The sequence below is a fragment of the Sphingomonas sp. dw_22 genome (genome assembly GCF_018449795.1).
Lineage (GTDB): Bacteria > Pseudomonadota > Alphaproteobacteria > Sphingomonadales > Sphingomonadaceae > Sphingomonas.
Genome location: NZ_JAAVVE010000061.1, coordinates 1 through 17,648, shown reverse-complemented (window position 1 = coordinate 17,648; position 17,648 = coordinate 1). Strand labels below are relative to the sequence as shown.

At 65.8% G+C, this 17,648-nt stretch carries 11 protein-coding genes and 1 pseudogene; 7 read left to right on the top strand and 5 right to left on the bottom strand.

Translation table 11 applies throughout. From position 1 onward, the window contains the following. Positions 1-103 (top strand): annotated as a pseudogene (locus tag HB724_RS20585) (3-oxoacyl-ACP reductase); the annotation flags it as partial. 62 nt (positions 104-165) lie between these two features. On the opposite strand, the gene HB724_RS18610 reads toward HB724_RS20585, so the two are convergent. Then, positions 166-1,671: an MFS transporter gene (locus HB724_RS18610; protein WP_213982445.1), complete on the bottom strand. Its 1,506-nt coding sequence runs from the start codon at positions 1,669-1,671 to the stop codon at positions 166-168. Positions 1,672-1,818: 147 nt separating this feature from the next. Between HB724_RS18610 and HB724_RS18605 the strand changes: the two genes are divergently transcribed. Genes HB724_RS18605 through HB724_RS18595 form a run of 3 tightly spaced genes read left to right on the top strand, consistent with a single transcriptional unit; the run spans position 1,819 to position 5,649 of the window. Then, positions 1,819-3,153 (top strand): oligogalacturonate lyase family protein, encoded by a 1,335-nt coding sequence (locus HB724_RS18605; RefSeq protein WP_213982444.1) that lies wholly within the window; start codon positions 1,819-1,821, stop codon positions 3,151-3,153. Between the two features lie 4 nt (positions 3,154-3,157). Continuing rightward, positions 3,158-4,243 carry a PKD domain-containing protein gene (locus tag HB724_RS18600; RefSeq protein WP_213982443.1) on the top strand — a complete coding sequence of 362 codons (1,086 nt, stop codon included), beginning with the start codon at positions 3,158-3,160 and terminating at the stop codon, positions 4,241-4,243. Continuing rightward, on the top strand, positions 4,240-5,649 hold the full coding sequence (locus HB724_RS18595) for a glycosyl hydrolase family 28 protein (protein ID WP_213982442.1): 1,410 nt from the start codon (positions 4,240-4,242) through the stop codon (positions 5,647-5,649). Before HB724_RS18600 ends, HB724_RS18595 begins: the two co-directional genes overlap by 4 nt. 540 nt (positions 5,650-6,189) lie before the next feature. Here the strand turns inward: HB724_RS18595 and HB724_RS18590 are convergent. Together HB724_RS18590 and HB724_RS18585 are read right to left on the bottom strand one after the other, a co-directional pair. Continuing rightward, positions 6,190-7,302, bottom strand: coding sequence for a glycoside hydrolase family 88 protein (locus tag HB724_RS18590; RefSeq protein WP_213982441.1), 1,113 nt, complete (start codon positions 7,300-7,302; stop codon positions 6,190-6,192). Positions 7,303-7,331: 29 nt separating this feature from the next. Then, entirely contained in the window at positions 7,332-7,646 is a 315-nt protein-coding gene (locus HB724_RS18585) for an L-rhamnose mutarotase (protein ID WP_213982440.1), read from the bottom strand. Between the two features lie 148 nt (positions 7,647-7,794). On the opposite strand from HB724_RS18585, the gene HB724_RS18580 reads away from it, so the two are divergent. Next, complete coding sequence (locus HB724_RS18580) at positions 7,795-8,433, top strand: DUF6250 domain-containing protein (protein WP_256731619.1); 639 nt, start codon at positions 7,795-7,797, stop codon at positions 8,431-8,433. Between the two features lie 93 nt (positions 8,434-8,526). On the opposite strand, the gene HB724_RS18575 is transcribed toward HB724_RS18580, so the two are convergent. After that, positions 8,527-11,289: a twin-arginine translocation signal domain-containing protein gene (locus tag HB724_RS18575; RefSeq protein WP_213982438.1), complete on the bottom strand. Its 2,763-nt coding sequence runs from the start codon at positions 11,287-11,289 to the stop codon at positions 8,527-8,529. Positions 11,290-11,371: 82 nt separating this feature from the next. Beyond that, entirely contained in the window at positions 11,372-12,985 is a 1,614-nt protein-coding gene (locus HB724_RS18570) for a carboxylesterase/lipase family protein (protein WP_213982437.1), read from the bottom strand. 249 nt (positions 12,986-13,234) lie between these two features. Here HB724_RS18570 and HB724_RS18565 point away from each other — a divergent pair, with 249 nt between their 5' ends. After that, a complete protein-coding gene (locus HB724_RS18565; protein WP_213982436.1) occupies positions 13,235-16,108 on the top strand; it encodes a TonB-dependent receptor in 2,874 nt (957 codons plus the stop codon). A 74-nt stretch (positions 16,109-16,182) separates the two neighbouring features. Beyond that, entirely contained in the window at positions 16,183-17,481 is a 1,299-nt protein-coding gene (locus tag HB724_RS18560; protein WP_213982435.1) for an oligogalacturonate lyase family protein, read from the top strand. The last annotated feature ends 167 nt before the right edge of the window (positions 17,482-17,648 follow it).

Genomic DNA, 17,648 nt, shown 5'->3' with positions numbered 1-17,648 from the left:
CGTCCACGAATCCGCCGCCATGGTCGCGTTCATGGCATCACACGAATGCTCCTTCACCACCGCACATACCTTCGATACCTCCGGCGGCAGGACTACCTACTAAAACGGCGGATACGAAAAAGCCGTCATCCCCGTGCGGGGATGACGGCTTTTCTGTGCCGGACGTCAGTCGCGCCGGGCGGCCACGTCGTTCTTCCCCCAGAGCTGGTCGTAGCGCCAGCCGGACAGATCCTCGACCACCGCCTGTGCTTGCGGATCGCTCGGGCTGGTCTCGCCGCGGCGCAGCCGCTCGATCTCCTGCATCAGCACCGCATGGGTGCGCGGATCGAGCCGGAAGCGGAAGGATATGAGCACGCCCAGCAGCAGCACGCCGATCGTGCCGATGCCGAGCAGCAGCGCGATCGTGTGGATCGCCTGTGGCGTCTGGACGTGGGCGCCGGAGACGAAGCCGCCCCATTGCATCAGCACGCCGACGCCCGCGACGGCGGCCGCCTGGGTCGCCTTGCGCACGAAGGTCATCACGCCGGCGAAGCTGCCCTCGCGGCGGCGGCCGGTGACGATCTCGTCCACGTCGGCCATGTAGTTGTAGGTCGCCCAGGGGATATAGTTGAGCGCGCCCCGGCCGAGGCCGGCGAGGACGATCGGCACCCAGATCAGCCAGTTGGTGGCGGTCATGCCGCCGCTCCAGAGCAGCAGCAGCACGATCACGCCGGCCGCGAAGCTCGCAGCCGCCAGCCGATAGGCGAGCGCGGGAGAGGCGCGCAGCGCGAGGTTGATCGCCAGCGCCACCGCGACGAGCTGGACGATATACATCGTGCCGAGCAGCCCCGAGGCCACCGCCGTGCTGCCCGCGAGCGCGAAGATCACGAAGAAGGTGAAGGCCGCGTTGAACACGTCCTGGCTGATATAGCCGCCCAGATACATGCCGAGATGCAGGCGGAAGGCGCGGATCCGCATCGTCGAGAAGAGGTTGCGATAGAGCGACCGCAAGGCCCCCAGCGCGCCGCCCTCGCGCGGATGCGCCGCCGCGGCGGCCGCGGCGCCGGGCCGCTCCCAGCTGAAGAGATAGAGGAATCCCGCCGTCAGCATGAACAAAGCCGCGAACAGCAGCCCCATGTAGAAGAAGGTGTCCGCGCTGTCGCGGCCCAGCCAGGTGATGAGCCACATCGGCAGGAAGCCCGCCAGGATCGCGGAGACCTGCCCGCACAGGATGCGCGCGCCGGCGAACTTGGCCTTGGTCCTGTAGTCGGTCGACATCTCCGCAGCGAGCGTCTCGTACGGGATGATGACCATCGCATAGACCATCTCGAACGCGACATAGCTGACGAGATAATACCAGAATTGCTGCCCCGGCAGCCACATCAGCGCGAAGCTGGGCAGCAGCGGGATCGCCGCCAGGATGAAGAAGCGCCGCCGGCCGAAGCGCCGGCCTAGCCAGGTCGCACCGAAATTGTCCGAGATATAGCCGATCAGCGGCGAGGTGATCGCATCGAGGATGCGCGCCACCGCGAAGATCAGCGCCGCCTCGCTCGCGGAAAGACCGCAGAACTGCGTGTAGAAGATGAGCACCCAGCCCGAGACGACCGCCATCGATCCCGCGCCGAGCACGTCGTTCGAGCCATAGGCGAGGTAGTTTATCAGCCTTACGGGCCGTGCCGGGGTCGTCGCCATCTTCCTCTCCTCTAAGCCCGTTCGCTGGCTTGGTCGCCTCGCGGATTCAAGCATGGAATCGCTTGCCACGCTTGCCGAATAGGATCATATAGTGAAGCAGCATAGCAATATGTGGAATAACAACAAGTGCTGAGGGAGTAGGGTGGCATGAAGGTCAAGGCAGCGCTCGCATCGTTTCTGTTCCTGGTTTCAGGGGCGCCGGGCGCCTATGTCGCCGCTGCCCAGGATGTCGCGCCTGTGCCCGCCCTCGGCCCCAAGACCTGGGTGGATCCGCTGACGCATCACCGCGTCGTCCGCATCAGCCAGGAAGCGGGCAGCGCGAGCCTCTATTTCCACCAGAACAGCTATACGCCGCAGGGCGACAAGATGGTGATCTCGGTTCCCGACGGCATCGCGAGCGTCGAGCTCAAGACGTGGAAGGTGACGACGATCGTCAAGGGCGCGGACCTCCAGCTGCTCTTCACCGGCCGCAAGACGCGCACGGTCTATTACGCCAGGCGCAGCGCCACCGGCTCGACGATCTTCGCGGCCGATATCGACAGCGGCAAGTCGCGCCAGATCGCCAAGGTGGATCGCGGCTTCATCGGATCGATCAACGCCGACGAGACCTTGCTGCTCGGCCAATGGGCGGCGAGCGACAAGCCGCTCCAGCCCGGCAATCCGGATGCGCCCAAGGATCGCCAGCAGTTCGGCCAGGCGAACTATCAGGCCAACGGCCCGGACGGAAAGCCGCTGACCTTCGCCGAGGCGAAGGAAGTGCGGATGAACGACCGGCTGGAATCGGGCATTCCGATGGAGATCTTCACGATCGACATCAAGACCGGCGCGCGCAAGGTGGTGATCGCCTCCAGCAAGGACTGGCTCAACCATATCCAGTTCTCGCCGACCGATCCGAACCTCATCATGTATTGCCACGAAGGACCGTGGCACAAGATCGACCGGATCTGGACGATCCGCACCGACGGCACCGGCAACCAGCTGATCCACAAGCGAATCATGAACATGGAGATCGCCGGCCACGAGTTCTTCTCGCCCGACGGCAAGTGGATCTGGTACGATCTGCAGACGCCGCGCGGGCAGGATTTCTGGGTGGGCGGCTATGAGCTGGCGACCGGCAAGCGCAAGTGGTTCCACCTGGAGCGCAACGAATGGTCGGTGCATTTCAACCGCTCGCCCGATCTCACCCATTTCTCGGGCGACGGCGGCGACAACGAGATGGTCGCCCACGCGCCGGACGGGAAATATCTCTACCTCTTCACCCCGAACGACATTCCCGACGTCGCCGGCATCCATGCGTCGGGCAGCGAGAACCTGATCTCGCCGGGCTATTTCACGTCCGAGAAGCTGGTCGACATGCGCAAGCACGACTATCGGCTTGAGCCCAACATGACCTTCACGCCCGACAACAAGTGGATCGTGTTCCGCTCGAACATGGAGGGCTCGAACCAGGTCTATGCGGTGGAAATAGCGAAGGCGGAGTAAGCGGATGGCCGCACCGCTCGCGCTCCTGGGCGCGCTCGCCGTCTGCGCGGGGGCGCCGCCCGCCGCGCCCGGCGGCGATGCGCCGGCCTTTCGCGTCTTCCAGTTCCCCGCCAACGCGATTCCCCGGATCGACGGCGATGCGTCCGACTGGGCAATGGTGGGCAAGGACTATGCGATCGGCACGTCGGCGTTGGCGGCGGACGACGGATCGGGCCGCAAGCCCGATCCGAAGAGCCTGGACGTCAATGTCCGCGTCGGCTGGGTGAAGGGGCTGAACCGGCTCTATTTCCTCTACGAGGCGCGCGACGATTACTGGAACTTCAACGCGCCCGGCCTGACCAACGACATCTACGAGCTGGTGGTCGACGGCGATCGCTCGGGCGGCCCGCTGATCGGGCGCTTCCGTCCCGACCTGACGCCGGAGGAGGCGTGGTTCGGCTTCCAGAACATCCACGCGCAGAACTACCACATCTTCACCCCCGCCGGGGACAAGGACTGGGCGATGGCCTGGGGCTCGCAGGCATCGTGGATCAAGCGGCTGCCCTGGTCGAACATCGCCTATCATTATGATTTCAAGCCGGGCCAGCCGGGCAGGCTGGTGATGGAGTTCTGGATCACGCCGTTCGACCATGCCGATCCCGAGGATCCGGCGAAATCGGTCGAGACGGAGCTGCGTGAGGACAGGCTGCTCGCCATGGCCTGGGCGGTGATCGACGATGACGGGCCGGGCAGGCGCGGTTTCTGGAACCTGTCGCCGCATCACACCATGTACGGCCAGGCGTCGGAGCTCTGCCCGTTCCGGCTGATGCCGCTCGAGGCTTCGCTTGCCCGGCCGATCGCGGCCGACTGGTCGTTCCGCATCCTCGATCGCGCGCGGCGCGTGGTGGCGTTCCATGACGATAGTCCGGCCAAGGCGACGCGCTGGAAATGGGATTTCGGCGACGGCGAGACTTCGGCCGAGCAGCACCCGGTCCATCGTTATGCAGCACCCGGCAAGTTCGTGGTGACGCTGGAGGTGGAGGGGCCCGCCGGCACGGCGAAGCTCTCCAGGGTGTGGGACGTTTCATTCACGGGGGATCCGGCCAAATGACCGAGCTGTTCGATCGCCGCCAATGCCTTGGCGCGGCGGCCGCCGCCACGCTGGCGGGGCTTGCGGCAAGCGCAAAGGCGGAGGCGCAGGCGATGTTCGACGTGCATGACCATGGCGCCAGGGGCGATGGCGTCACCCCCGACACCGCCGCGATCCAGCGCGCGATCGACGCGGCCGCGGCCAAGGGCAATGGCGCCCGCGTGCTGCTGCGCGCGGGCAAGAAGTATCTGACCGGGCCGGTGACGCTGAAGGGGGGGATCGACTTCCACCTGGAGGGCGACGCCCAGCTTCTGGTGAGCGTGCGGGCCGAGGATTATCCCGATCCGCTTGCCGGCGTGCTCCATGCGAACGGCGCGGACAATCTCACGATCAGCGGCACCGGCACGATCGACGGCCGTTCGCCCGAATTCATGGCGCGCTATGACGCCGAGGGCGAATGGTGGGTGCCCAAGGACTTCCGCCCGCGCCTCGTCGTGCTGGAGAATTGCGAGAACCTCCGCATCCGCGACCTGACGCTTCGCCAGGCGCCGAGCTGGACGGTCCATCTGGTCGGCTGCCGCAAGGTGCTGATCGACCATGTGACGATCCGCAACCAGATGGACGTGCCCAATTGCGACGGTATCGATCCCGACCATTGCCAGGACGTCGAGATTCGCGACTGCCACATCGTCTGCGGCGACGATGCGATCGTCATCAAGACCACCGCGCGCTACCCGCAATATGGCCCGTCGCGGAACATCACGGTGCGCGATTGCGTGCTGGAGACGCAGGATTCGGGCGTCAAGATCGGCACCGAGACGGTGCAGGACATCCACGACATCCTCTTCGAGCGCTGCGAGGTGGTGCAGGGCTGTCGCGGCTGCACGATCCAGCTTCGCGACGAGGGCAATGTGTTCAACGTGGTCTTCCGCGATATCCGCTTCACGTCGCGCTATTTCTCGGCGCCGTGGTGGGGAAGGGGGGAGGCGATCTCCTTCACCGCGATCCCGCGCGATCCCGGGACGAAGCTCGGCAGCATCCACGACGTGAAGGTCGAGCGCGTGCGCGGCCGGGCGGAGAACAGCATCCGCATCGAAGGGTACGCGCCCGGCCATGTGCGCGACGTGACGCTTGAGGATGTCGACGTGACCTTCGAGCGCTGGACCGGATATCCGGGCGGCATGTTCGACAATCGCCCGACCAAGGCTGTGGCCGATATCGAGAAGCATGCCACCGTCGGCATCAGCGTGCGGCGGGCGGAGCGGGTGACGCTGCGCGACTGCACGGTGCGTTGGGGCGCTGACCGGCCGGACTATTTCACCCACGCGCTCCATGCGGAGAATGCGCCGGGGCTGGTGCGCGAGGGCTTCAAGGGCGAGGCTGCGCGCCCGGGCATCGAAGCGGTGCGGATCGACGCTGGCACTTAGGACGGATCGACATTTAACGTGGAGATCAGCGTTGCCAGTTTCTTCTCCCTCTCCCCTCTGGGGAGAGGGCCGGGGAGAGGGGCCCATCGATGGTGCGTCGCACTTATCCCTCTCCCGGCTTCGGCTTCGGCTCGCCCCCCTCTCCCCAGAGGGGAGAGGGGATCAGGCTGAAATGATCCCACTCCAGGGGCTGCATGAGCCCAGGCTATCTTTGTAGGAGACGCGCGGCCATGTTGCGCGTGCCTGGCTTCTGCCGGGCGCGCTCTTTCTCATCGGTTCATACTCTCAAGTGCGCATGCACAATGTACCGCCCGTACAGGGACTTGCCTGCGCGTGGCGCCGGTAGTCGCCAACTTCGGCGTGCGAAGCGTCCGCTCGCGCACCATACGAATCGGGCCAAACCTCAGCGGAAACCGGTCCCGTCGGCCCGCATTGAAGAGGGCCGTCCAGCGCGGTTTTCGTCAACTTTGCGATATACCCCGTCCACTCCGCCGATACGGCTTCGCCCCTCCCGCCTTGGCAGGAGGGGCGGTCGAGAAATCAGATGTACGTCCGCAAAAACTCCGCCAGCGCGACGATCGCGAGGCTCTGGCCGTACGGCATCGAGGTGCGCGGGATGTCCTTGTAGAACTGCATCGTGTCGCCCATCGCGGTGCCGAAGCTGACCTGCTTCAGCTCGCCGCTCGCATCGATATTGGCGAGCACTGCCTGCACCGCCTTGATCGCCACCGCCTCATAGTCGGCGGAGATGTAGCGCATCCGCACCGCCTTCAGGATGCCATAGGCGAAGCCCGCCGTGGCGGACGCTTCCAGATAGCTTGTCGGATCGACGATCAGCGTGTGCCACAGGCCGCTCTCGTCCTGATGCTCGGCCAGCGTCTTCACCTGCGCCTCGAGCGTGTCGATCAGGAAGACGCGGAAGGCGTCGTCCTCGGGCAGGTCGAGCATGTCGAGGATCTCGGGGATCGCGATCGTGACCCAGCAATTGCCGCGCGCCCACAGCGCGCCCGCGAAATTGTGGCGGCCCTCGAAGGTCCAGCCATGATACCAGAGGCCCGTCGGGCGATCGAACAGATACTTGATGTGGATGAGGAACTGGCGCTTGGCCTCCTCCACATAATGCGGCCGATCGAGCAGCAGGCCGATCTTGGCGAGCGGCAGCACCGACATCATCAGCGTGTCGTCCCACAGCTCCCCGGGGTTCTCGTCGTTGAAGACGATATGCTGGAAGCCGCCCTCCTCGGTCTTGGGCAGGCCGTCCGGCGCCATCAGCCATTCGGCCCAGGTGTCGAGATAGGGGAGCCAGCTCTGGTCGCCGGTCTGCTCGTAGAGATAGGCGAGCGTGAGGAAGGGCGACATGGTGTTGATGTTCTTGGTCGGCGTGCCCTCGGCGAACCGGTCCGCGAACCAGCGCAGCATCACGTCGAGCGCCTTCTCGTCGTTGGTCTGCTCGAAATAGCGGTACATGCCGAACAGGCCGATGCCATGGGTCCATTCCCAGCCGGCCCAGCCCTTGGTGTCGACGACGCGGCCGTCCTCCAGCCGGAGCAGGAACTCGCCGGTCTCGTCCTTCAAGTTGACGAGATTGTCGATCAGCTTGTCGATCGCCTGGCGGATTTCCGCGCGCGGCAGGTCATGGGTGAGGGCGGCCAAAGAAGGTCTCCTGAAATACGGGAATTGGTTCAATCGAGATGGAAGAGCGGGACGAGCGGCCATTCCTTGGGCCGGTTGCCGGGCTCCACTTCCATGAGCGGCGCCATATGGTCCCACCAGCGCTTCATGACCGGATGCCCGGGCAGCGCGTCGCGGCTGTTGTCGTCGCGCAGCTTGAGCACGGCGAACAGCGCGAGCGTCTCCTCGTCGAGGAAGATCGAATAGTCGTGGATGCCGGAAGCGGTGAGCAGTTCGGCAAGCTCCGGCCAGATTTCGTCATGGCGGCGCCGATATTCGTCGACCACGCCCGGCTTGAGTTGCATGCGGAAGGCATGGGTGCTCACGGCTTCCCTCCAAAGTTTATTATGTGGTACCACTATCCATAATGCGGATAAATTACCTCAGGCGATGCGTCAAACGGTTATGGGAGAGATGATGCTGAATCGGCGCGAATTCCTGGGGACAACGGCGGCGCTGCCGATCGCGGGCTGCATGCGCGCGCGGGAACTGGGCGGCGCGGCCTATAGCGACGATTTCCGCCACGGTCTCGGACAATGGGTGGTGGAGGCGCAGGACGCGGCGCGGGTGCGGGCCGAGGGCGGGGTGCTCGACATCGACAGCCTGGAGGGGATCACGCTCTGGTTCCGCCAGGAACTGACCGCGCCGGTGACGATCGACTATGAGGCGCTGGCGGTGTCGGAGGGCAGGCCGAACGATGCGGTGAGCGACGTCAACGCCTTCTGGATGGCGACCGATCCGGCGGCGCCCGGCGGATCGGTGCTCGCGCGGCGGCGCAGCGGGGCCTTTGCCGATTACGATCTGATCCGCACCTATTATGTCGGAATCGGCGGCAATCGGAACACGACGACGCGGATGCGCCGCTATATCGGCGTCGCCGGCGATCGGCCGCTACTCCCCGGCCATGACCGGAGTGACGCGGGTTCGCTGCTCGTGCCCAATCGCTGGACGCGGATCAGGCTGATCGCCGACGGGCGCGGTGCCGCGGTGGAGCGTGACGGACAGCCGCTGTTCCGGCTGGACGATGCCGATCCCTATACGAAGGGGCATTTCGGGCTGCGGACGACCAAGTCGCATCTCCGGGTGCGTAACTTTCGGATCGCCCAAGGTTAGGTGCCCCTTCGTCACCCCGGCACTTCGGCCGGGGTGAAGGAATGGAGGATTGTCGGCTGACACCGGCGCTGGATGTCGATTCGTCCCGGGCGTTCAGCCGAGCACGTCGCCGATCAGCGCGAGATTGTGGATCGCCGCCAGGCTCCATTGCGCGGTGCCGTTGGTCCGGACGCCGGTCATCTCGTCGATCGGCTTGAGCACGTCCGGCCCCGCGATGCGGCGTACCGTTTCCCGCGCGAAGCCGTCATAGCCTTCGTCGTCCGCTTCCCAGAATTCGCTCCAGGCGCGTTTCGCGAGCGCCGGATCCTTGCGATGGGCCGCGGCATAGGCGGTGAAGCGCGAGTGGGCTGTTCGCAGGCCTTGGCCGCGCGCGGGCTGGCCGGTCTTGGCCTGGAGCTGGTCCTTGGGCGCGTTGAAGAAGGCGCAATAGTCGAGCCAGCATTCGCGATATTTGGGCTCGTCGATCAGTTCGAGCAGCTCGGCGTGCATCTCGAACACGCCGAACACGCCGTTCAGGACGCTCATGCTCACCTGTGTGCCCGGACTGATGAACGCGCCGGTCTTGAGGTCCATGGGCGCGCCGCCGACGAACCAGCCCTGTGGCATCGCCGCGATCGAGCGCATGCCCGCGACAATCCGGTTGCGCCACTTGGCGTCGCGCGTGCGTTCCCATTCGGTGTACCAGGCGGAGATCAGCGCCCCCCAGGTGCTGCCGAACTGCACGAACACCTGGCCTTCGGGCAGCTTGCTGTCCGCGCGCACGCCACTATTGGCGCCCGGCGGTCCCTTCCGCGAAGCGCGGGCATCGACCTTGCGGCCGATCTCGACGCGCTGGAGCGTATATTCGCTGTCGTTCAGCGCGCGCATCAGATCGCCGCAGCGCTCATCGGCGGTCATGTAATAATAGATGCGCCGATAGGCGGCGTTCGAGACACGCGGCTGCTTCGAGCTGTCGCCCCAATGCTGCACGCCGTGCCGCGTGCCAAAGCCGCGATAGGGGCCGATATGATAGACATCGACCTCTCCGGTATGGCGCGTCATCGCCTCGGCCATGCGGAAGACATCGGCCCGCCCGCTGCGCAGATAGGCGTACCAGAGCCAGAGGTCAGTCGACAGCTCGCTATTATCCCAGCCATAGCCGCCGATGTCGTAGCGCCACACATGACGGCCGAAATCATAGGAGTGCATGACGTCGCCATAGTTCCAGAAGCCATACCAGCGGCGGCGGTCGATCTCGTCCCTGTAGAAGTCCAGCACCGCATCCTGCTGGCCTTCGAGTATCTTGCGCTTCGGAGTGGAGCGATCGACGAGGCTCCATAGCCCGAACACACCGGCGGCATGGAGGCGGGCCGGCGTGCAGATCAGGCGGGGCTGGCGGGAAACCTCCTGCGCCATCTCGACAAGCCTTGCCCGGCTCGGGGTTGCGGGGAGCGCCCATAGCGTGAACTCGGTGGTGCGGGCGATGCCGTGCGCGGTGCCCCAGCCTTTTTCATAATCCTCATAAGTGATGTCGAGGCCTTCGTTTTCGGCGACATGGTCGTTCATGCCGAGGCCGTCGTGATAGAAGCGCAGGTCCATCGCCGGGGCGTCGGGCGAATGATACCAGATGGTGAACCCGGCCAGGTCGGTCGCCGCGTCGCGGATGTCGAGCCGCACCGGGCAGCGCTGCCAGAAATCCTTCATCCCGAAGGCGGCGCCGCCCGAGACGCTGCCGACATAGCCGAGGCCCGGCGCACGCCGCGCGGTGTCGACGTCGATCCAGCCATGGCCGGGCTTGGTGCGCTTGGCGATCGAGAAGCCGTCCGAATTGGGCTGGGACAGGGTGAAATCCCCCCAGGCTGCGATGCGCTCGATCAGGTTGCGCACGCCCGGTGCCATGTCGGCAAAGGCCGGTGTCGGCTGGCCGGCGAGCTGGGCTTCGCGAAAGGCCTTGCCGGGATCGCGGCTGAGGCCGGTGAGCGGCCGCACCGCCTCGCCCCACAGCCCGCCATCCTCGCCCGCGAAGCGGATATGGCGGTCGTGCAGCCGGTCCTGCATCGGCACCGATCCGGTGAGGCCGAGGCCGCGGATGAAATCCTTGTCCGGATCGCCGTCGAACACGAAGCTGTGGACGATGCGCACCGCCGCCGAGCCGGCATGGAAATAGAGGCGCAGGCTGAAGGGCAGCCATTCGCGGCCATTGCCCCTGTGCTTCCCCTCGACCCGGACGACCGCGCGCACCGGGCCGCGCTGCTCGATCGTCGCGCCGGTGATCTCGGCGGTGTAGCGGGTGAGCGCGCCGGCCGAGCCGTCGTCGCCGTCCGGCCCGTCCTGCGCGGTGGCGACCAGGCGGACGTCGCGCAGCGCCTCGCGGCCGCTATTCGTCGCCGACTGGAGGATCGCCGCGCCGCGCTTGCCGATCTGCCAACGCACATCGCCGGTCGAGACCTGGATCGAATCCGCGGTTTCGGTGACAGTGACGGGTTGTGCCGGAGCGGCAGGCTTGCCGGGCTGGATGCTGAGGCCCGGCGCCAGCGCTTCGCGTGCGGGGATCGCATGGGCGGTCCATTTGACCGAGCCGTCGGGCCACCAGGCGGTGGTCCAGCTCTGCAAGGGGACGGGCTTGCCGTCGCTCGCAGTTGCGCGAAACGCAGCCCTGGCCGGGACGGTGCCGCGCGGCCAGGGAGCGCCCCAGCTCTGCCCTTCGTGCGATGCCGGTGGTGCGCCGTCGAGCCAGGCGATGTCCGAGTCGGAAGAAGGAGGCGCGGCGGCCCGAGTCGCCTCCGCCAGGGCGGGTTCGGCCGCCATCGGCACGGCCGCGCCAGCGAGCGCCGCCTGTCTCATGAAGTCGCGCCGACTCACTGGAAACTCGGTCATCCCGCCCTCTCCTCCCATATTTGCCCAGTGACACGCTTCCATAATATGGAACTATATACCAATATCGAATGAGGTGTATCCGTCAGGTGCCCGGATTTTCATAGGGCACCTGCGAGAACATCCGGCGCGGCTCGCTGCGGGGGTCGTCGATCACCTGCGGCGGGAGGTCGAAGGCCATGGTCGCGCGGCGCTTCAGGTCATAGGCCGGCCAGTGGGGGATCTTCGGATTGTCGGGATTCCCGGTCTTGGCGAAGGCGATATAGGTCTCGCTCATGATCTCGGCCATCTGATAGGCCTGCGGCCCGGTGCCCGTGACGCGCGGCGACAGGGTGACGTTGTCCATCAGCAGCGGCAGGTCGAGCGCATGGTGCGCCTTCCATTTCGGATTGACCGGCGAGCCCCAGTGCAGCTCATAGGAATAGGTCGGCGCGGCCCCCGCCGGCAGCGCCGCGCGCCGCTCGATCTCGACCAGCGCCGGGCGCCAGTCGCGCGAATCGGTGGTCGCGGCGAAGAAGACGTCGCTCGCCGAGAAATCGGGATGGTTGCGGCGGTACATGGCGATCACCTCGCCCTGATCGAGCGACCCCATCTTCTCGGCATATTTCGCCATGTTCGCCGGCAGCGTTTCCCAGGTCAGGTCGAACATCTGCGGCGCGCTGCGGCCGATCAGCAGGCGGGCCTCGTCGCGATTGGTGCCCACCATGAAGGGGATGTGCGCGGAGAAGGAGGGCGCGTCCGGATCGAACGGATGCCGGGGCACGGAGCGGCCGTCGACCACCGGGCCGTAATAGCCGGCGGCGCCCGTCGCCGCGACGAGCTTCTCCATCGGCAGGGTGCGGATCTCGGCGATCCGCTCGCGCGGCAGGCCGAGCGCCCTCAGCACCTGCTCGGCGCGCCGGGTGGCGGTCTCGGGCCGGGAGGCGGTTACCGCCTCGCCGCTCGAAGAGGCGGCGCGCTGGAACAGGCCCATGGCGGAGGGCATGCCCATCAGGCAGGCGTTCTTCGCCCCGCCGCCCGATTCGCCGAAGATCAGCACCCGGTCCGGATCGCCGCCGAACTCGGCGATATTGTCGCGCACCCATTGCAGCGCGAGGATCAGGTCAAGCTGGCCGGTATTGCCCGAATCCGCGAAGGCCGGCCCGCCCAGCTCGGCGAGATAGAGATAGCCGAACAGGTTCAGCCGGTGGTTGAGCGTCACCACCACCACGTCGCCGCGCTTGCACAGGCGCACGCCGTCATAGAGCGCGTCGTTCGCCGACAGCGCGTTGTAGCCGCCGCCATGGATATAGACCATCACCGCGCGCCTGGCATTGTCGCGCAGGCCCGGGGTCCAGACGTTGAGGTACAGGCAGTCCTCGCTGATCGGGCCGGCCTGAGCGCCGCTGGAGGCCGAGGACTGGGCCGTGCCCGGCTGCGGCGCGCGTGGGCCGAACGCCAGCGCGTCGCGCACCCCGGTCCAGGGCTGGGGCGGGCGCGGCGCGGCGAAGCGGAACTTTGCGGTGTCGTCGCCATAGGGGATGCCTTTGAAGCCGTAGATGTCCTGGTCGATGAAGCCGCGGACCTTCCCGTGCTGCGTGGCGGCGACCAGCCCCGGTGTGACCGCCGCCTGCGCGAAGGGCGCTGCGGCCATGGTGGCGCCTGCGGTCAGAGCCGCATTCCGCATGAAATCGCGCCGACTCACTGGAAACTCGGTCATCCGAACCTCTCCTGAATATTTTATCTGAGGCCTCAACATAGTTTCATAATGTGAAACAGTCTACCAATATTTGACTTGCATCCGAATCGATTGCATGTTCTGCTCGATCAAGCGGCAAAAACGCCGCTGTCGCCAAAGTGCGCAAAGACGCACTTGCAACAGGAGAGGGGAATGAAGGTTTCCATTAGTCATCGTCGGCGAATCCAGGTTCGCGCATGTGTTTCGGCCTTTGCGATTGCGGCCTGCTGGGTGAGCAGCGCCGCTGCGCAGACGGCCCAGGATCAGCCTGCTGCCCAAGAGGTCCAGACGAGCGACCAGGCCCAGATCGGCGACGAGATCGTCGTCACGGGTCTCCGCGGCTCGCTGGAAAGCGCGCTGAACGTCAAGCGCGAGTCGAACGACATCGTCGACGTCATCAACGCGCAGGACATGGCGGACTTCCCGGACGCCAACGTCGCGGAATCGCTCCAGCGCATTCCCGGCATCTCGATCGAGCGCGACGCGGGCGAGGGCCGCAACATCACGGTGCGCGGCCTGGGTGGCGACTTCTCGCGCGTCCGGCTGAACGGGATCGAGGCGATCGCCGCCACCACCGGCTCGACGCTGGGCTCCACGGTCAATCGCGGGCGCGGCTTCGACTTCAGCCTGTTCGCCTCGGAACTGTTCAACTCGATCACCGTGCGCAAGTCGCAATCGGCCGAGGTGGACGAAGGCTCGCTCGGCGCGACCGTCGACCTCACCACCGCGCGCCCGTTCGACAAGAAGGGCCTGCGCGGCGCCATCTCGGCGCAGGGCGCCTATTACGAGATGGGCAACCATGTGCAGCCGCGCCTCGCCGGCCTGATCAGCGACACCTTCGCGCATGACACGATCGGCATCCTGTTCTCCGCCGCCTATTCGGAGCGCACGGCCGAGGAGGAAGCCTATTCGAACACCTCGCTGTCGGATTATTGGGAGCAGCAGAACGGCTTCTGCCCGGTGGTGCCGGGATCGTCCGTCACGCCGATCAACACGCTGGTGACGACCACCCCGTTCACGCCGAACTGCACCCCCGCCGACGGCCCCAATCCCGGCTCGACGCCCGAAGCCTATGACAAGGTGGCGCGCGCCGGTGTGTTCGTGCCGCGCCTGCCCGGTTTCGGCCGCTTCATCGATCGCCAGAAGCGTCTCGGGCTCACCAGCTCGATCCAGTGGCAGCCGAGCGACGCGACCCTGCTGACGATCGACGGCGCCTTCTCGAAATACGACCAGCGCAAGACCGACATCGCGACCAACACGATCAACTTTGCCCGCGGCAACGGCGCCGCGGCCGGCGACCTGACCGCTGCCCAGTCGACCGGCCGGCCGAACATGAAGATCCGCGAAGCCGAGGTCGATGAGACCGGCCTGCTGCGCTACGGCGTGTTCGACGACGTCGATTCCCGCATGATCAACGCCTATGAGCGGTCGCGCACGACCTTCTGGCAATTGACCGGCAATCTCGACCAGAAGGTCGGCGAGCGGGGCAAGCTCAACCTGCTCTACGGGCAGTCGCGCTCGCTCTTCGTGATCCCCGAGTTCACCCTCATCTCGTTCGACGCGATGGACAGCGACGGCTTCGTCTACGACACGCGCCAGAGCAAGCGGCGCCCGCTGCTCGATCTCGGCTTCGATGCCTCGAATCCCGACAATTGGGGGTTCATCAACGGCTATTCGGACATTCGCGTCCAGCGCCAGCGCGTCGACAACAAGTTCCGCAACGCCAAGGCCGATTTCTCGTGGGAGTTCAACGACAACATCACCGGCAAGGTGGGCTATGCCTATAAGCAGTTCACCTTCCAGACGGTGAGCCTGTCGCGCACCGCCTCGACGATCGTCAACGGCAATCTCCCCGCGGGCACCAGCATGGCCGATGTGAGCCTGCCGATCACCGATTTCGGCCGTCAGCTCGATCTGCCTGCCGGATCGGTCACCAGCTTCGTCATTCCCGATCTCAACGCGTTCGAGAATATCTACGACTATAACTGCAACTGCGTGAACGCGATGGGCGATTTCCGCATCAGCACCAGCGCGGCGCTGGGCAACAACCGTTTCGTGCGCGAGACGGACAACAGCCCCTATGCCCAGATGGACTTCAAGCTGCCGCTGAACGATTCGCTGACGCTGCGCGGCAATGCCGGCATCCGCTATGCCTGGACCAAGCAATATTCGGTCGGGTACATCTCGGCAGCGCTGCCGGCGGTCGAGGCGCAGCGGACCTACAGCGATTTCCTGCCGGCGCTCAACATGAGCCTGGAGGTCAATCGCGACCTGATCTTCCGCTTCGCCGCGGCCAAGGCGATCTCGCGCCCCGCGCTCGGAAACCTGACCCCGGGCGGTGCGGTCACCAACACCTCCAACAACTTCTCCTCCTCGGTCGGCAATCCGGACCTGGAGCCGTTCCGCGCGACCAATCTCGATGCGAGCGTGGAATGGTATTTCCAGCGCGGCGCGGTGCTGTCGCTGGCGGTGTTCCAGAAGACGCTGCACACCTTCGCGCAGCAACTCCTGACCCAGACCACGATCGCCCAGAGCGGCATCCCGATGTCGGCCTTCCCGGAAGGGACCGATCCGAACCTGCCGATCAACATCACCAATTTCCAGACGACCAACGGCGGCACGATCAAGGGTCTGGAAATCAACTATCAGCAGCCCTTCACCTTCCTGCCGGGCTTCCTCAAGAATTTCGGCGCGCTGTTCAACTACACGCACATCGATTCGAAGATCACCTACTTCCTGACCGCCGATCCGAACGGTCCGACGCTGAACGACCAGCTCATCAACGTGTCGCCCAATTCGTTCAACGCGACGCTCTATTATGATGGCGGCGGGCTGTCGGCGCGCCTGTCGGGGGCGTATCGCAGCGAATATCTCCGCCAGGTGCCGCTGCGCGCCGGCCTGGCCGACGCCACCGGCAGCTATGCCAGCTTCAACCTGGATGCCTCCATCTCCTACGATATCACGCCCAATATCGGCATCAGCATCGACATGCTGAACCTGACCAACCAGGCGACCGATTTCTGGGACGGCAAGGATATCCGCGACCAGCAGGTCTATTCCAAGTCCGGTCGCCAGTTCTTCGTCGGCGCGCGCTTCAAGTTCTGAGGCAACCGCGAAGGTTTCCCGGCCGGCAACCACCTCCGCCGGCCGGGAAGCCCTTTTTGCACAGGGGAGAGAAGATGCTGAAACGCCTGATCGGCGGCATGATGCTTGCCGCCATTGCCTTTGCCGTGCCCGCTTATGCCGACGACGTCGGCAAGCGCTATCCCTCCGAGACGCGCACCGTCGTCGACCGGATCACCGGCCGGCCGTTCAAGATCCTGACCTCGGGCGCGTCGAGCGACTCCAAGATCTATCCGACGCACCGCCAATGGACGAAGGACGGCAACTGGATCGTCTTCCGCTCGTCGGATCGCGCCGCCTCGGGCACGCCCCAGGCGTTCGTCGTCAACGAGATCACCGGCGACATCGTCCAGATCACCGACAGCCCGGGCGTGAACACCGGCGGGCTCAACGTCGCGCGGCTCTCCAACAGGATCTATTATACCCGCCAGCCGGCGGGCGGCGTCGACGGTGCCGAGCTGGTCGAGATCGACCTGGGGCCGCTGCTGGCGGATTCCGCCAGGGGCAAGATGCGCGCCCAGGGCTATGAGCGCGTCGTCGCGGCCATGCCGAAGGACGGTACCATCACCACCAATTTCGGCCTCGATGCCGATGAGAAGACCGCCTATCTGAGCTTCAACCAGCACAAGCAGCCGCCCCGCGCGCCGGGTGCGCTCGCGCCGCAGGTGCCGAGCGGCATCCGCTCGGTGGACATCGCCACCGGCGCGACCAGGACCATCCTGAAGACGCCCTGGCTGATCGGCCATATCCAGGCCAATCCGCTCAAGCCCGGCGAGGTGATGTACTGCCACGAGACCGGCGGCGACGCGGACCAGCGCATGTGGCTGGTGAATGGCGACGGCTCGGGCAACCGCCCGATCTATGTCGAGGGCCCGGACGACTGGGTGACGCATGAGCAGTTCGCCGATGCCGATCATGTGATCTTCAACCTGATGGGCCATACGATGAAGCTGCGGCAGCGCCCCTCGGGCATCATGGTGGTCTCGCTGCGCGACGGCCGCGTCGAGAATCTCGGCCAGACCGACAGCACCACCGTCACCCGCAGCGAGCTGAAATACCTCAACAGCGTCAACATCCCGCAGGACGAGACCAACACCGGCGGATACTGGCACAACGGAGTCACCTATGACGGGCGCTGGGCGGCGGGCGACGATTTCGACGGCAACGTCCACCTGATCGACCGCAGGACCGGCAAGCGCACCCTGCTCACCACCGGCCACCGCATGCGGCCGGACCATGCCCATCCGAGCTTCAGCCCGGACGGGACGCGGGTGCTGCTCCAGTCGGGCATGATGACCGATGGTGAGCGGCTGTCGCTGGTGATCGCGCCGGTGCCCGACGGCAAGGACTTGTGATCCCCCCGCCGGGGCGCGCGGCTTGCCTCCATCCCGAAGCGCGCCCCGGCACCCCCATTTCCCTTTCAGGAGAAGGCGATGCCTGCTGACCTTTCGCTCTCGCGCCGCGACGCGGTGAAGCTCGCGGCGGGGGCCGCCTTCGTCTCGGGCGCCGCGCCCGCGCTCGC

What these genes read in the sequence shown, in the direction of transcription:
- HB724_RS18575 (WP_213982438.1), bottom strand. Translation starts at nt 11,289, where the DNA reads ATGACCGAGTTTCCAGTGAGTCGGCGCGACTTCATGAGACAGGCGGCG.
- HB724_RS18570 (WP_213982437.1), bottom strand. Translation starts at nt 12,985, where the DNA reads ATGACCGAGTTTCCAGTGAGTCGGCGCGATTTCATGCGGAATGCGGCT.
- HB724_RS18610 (WP_213982445.1), bottom strand. Translation starts at nt 1,671, where the DNA reads ATGGCGACGACCCCGGCACGGCCCGTAAGGCTGATAAACTACCTCGCC.
- HB724_RS18600 (WP_213982443.1), top strand. Translation starts at nt 3,158, where the DNA reads ATGGCCGCACCGCTCGCGCTCCTGGGCGCGCTCGCCGTCTGCGCGGGG.
- HB724_RS18560 (WP_213982435.1), top strand. Translation starts at nt 16,183, where the DNA reads ATGCTGAAACGCCTGATCGGCGGCATGATGCTTGCCGCCATTGCCTTT.
- HB724_RS18595 (WP_213982442.1), top strand. Translation starts at nt 4,240, where the DNA reads ATGACCGAGCTGTTCGATCGCCGCCAATGCCTTGGCGCGGCGGCCGCC.
- HB724_RS18580 (WP_256731619.1), top strand. Translation starts at nt 7,795, where the DNA reads ATGCGCGCGCGGGAACTGGGCGGCGCGGCCTATAGCGACGATTTCCGC.
- HB724_RS18605 (WP_213982444.1), top strand. Translation starts at nt 1,819, where the DNA reads ATGAAGGTCAAGGCAGCGCTCGCATCGTTTCTGTTCCTGGTTTCAGGG.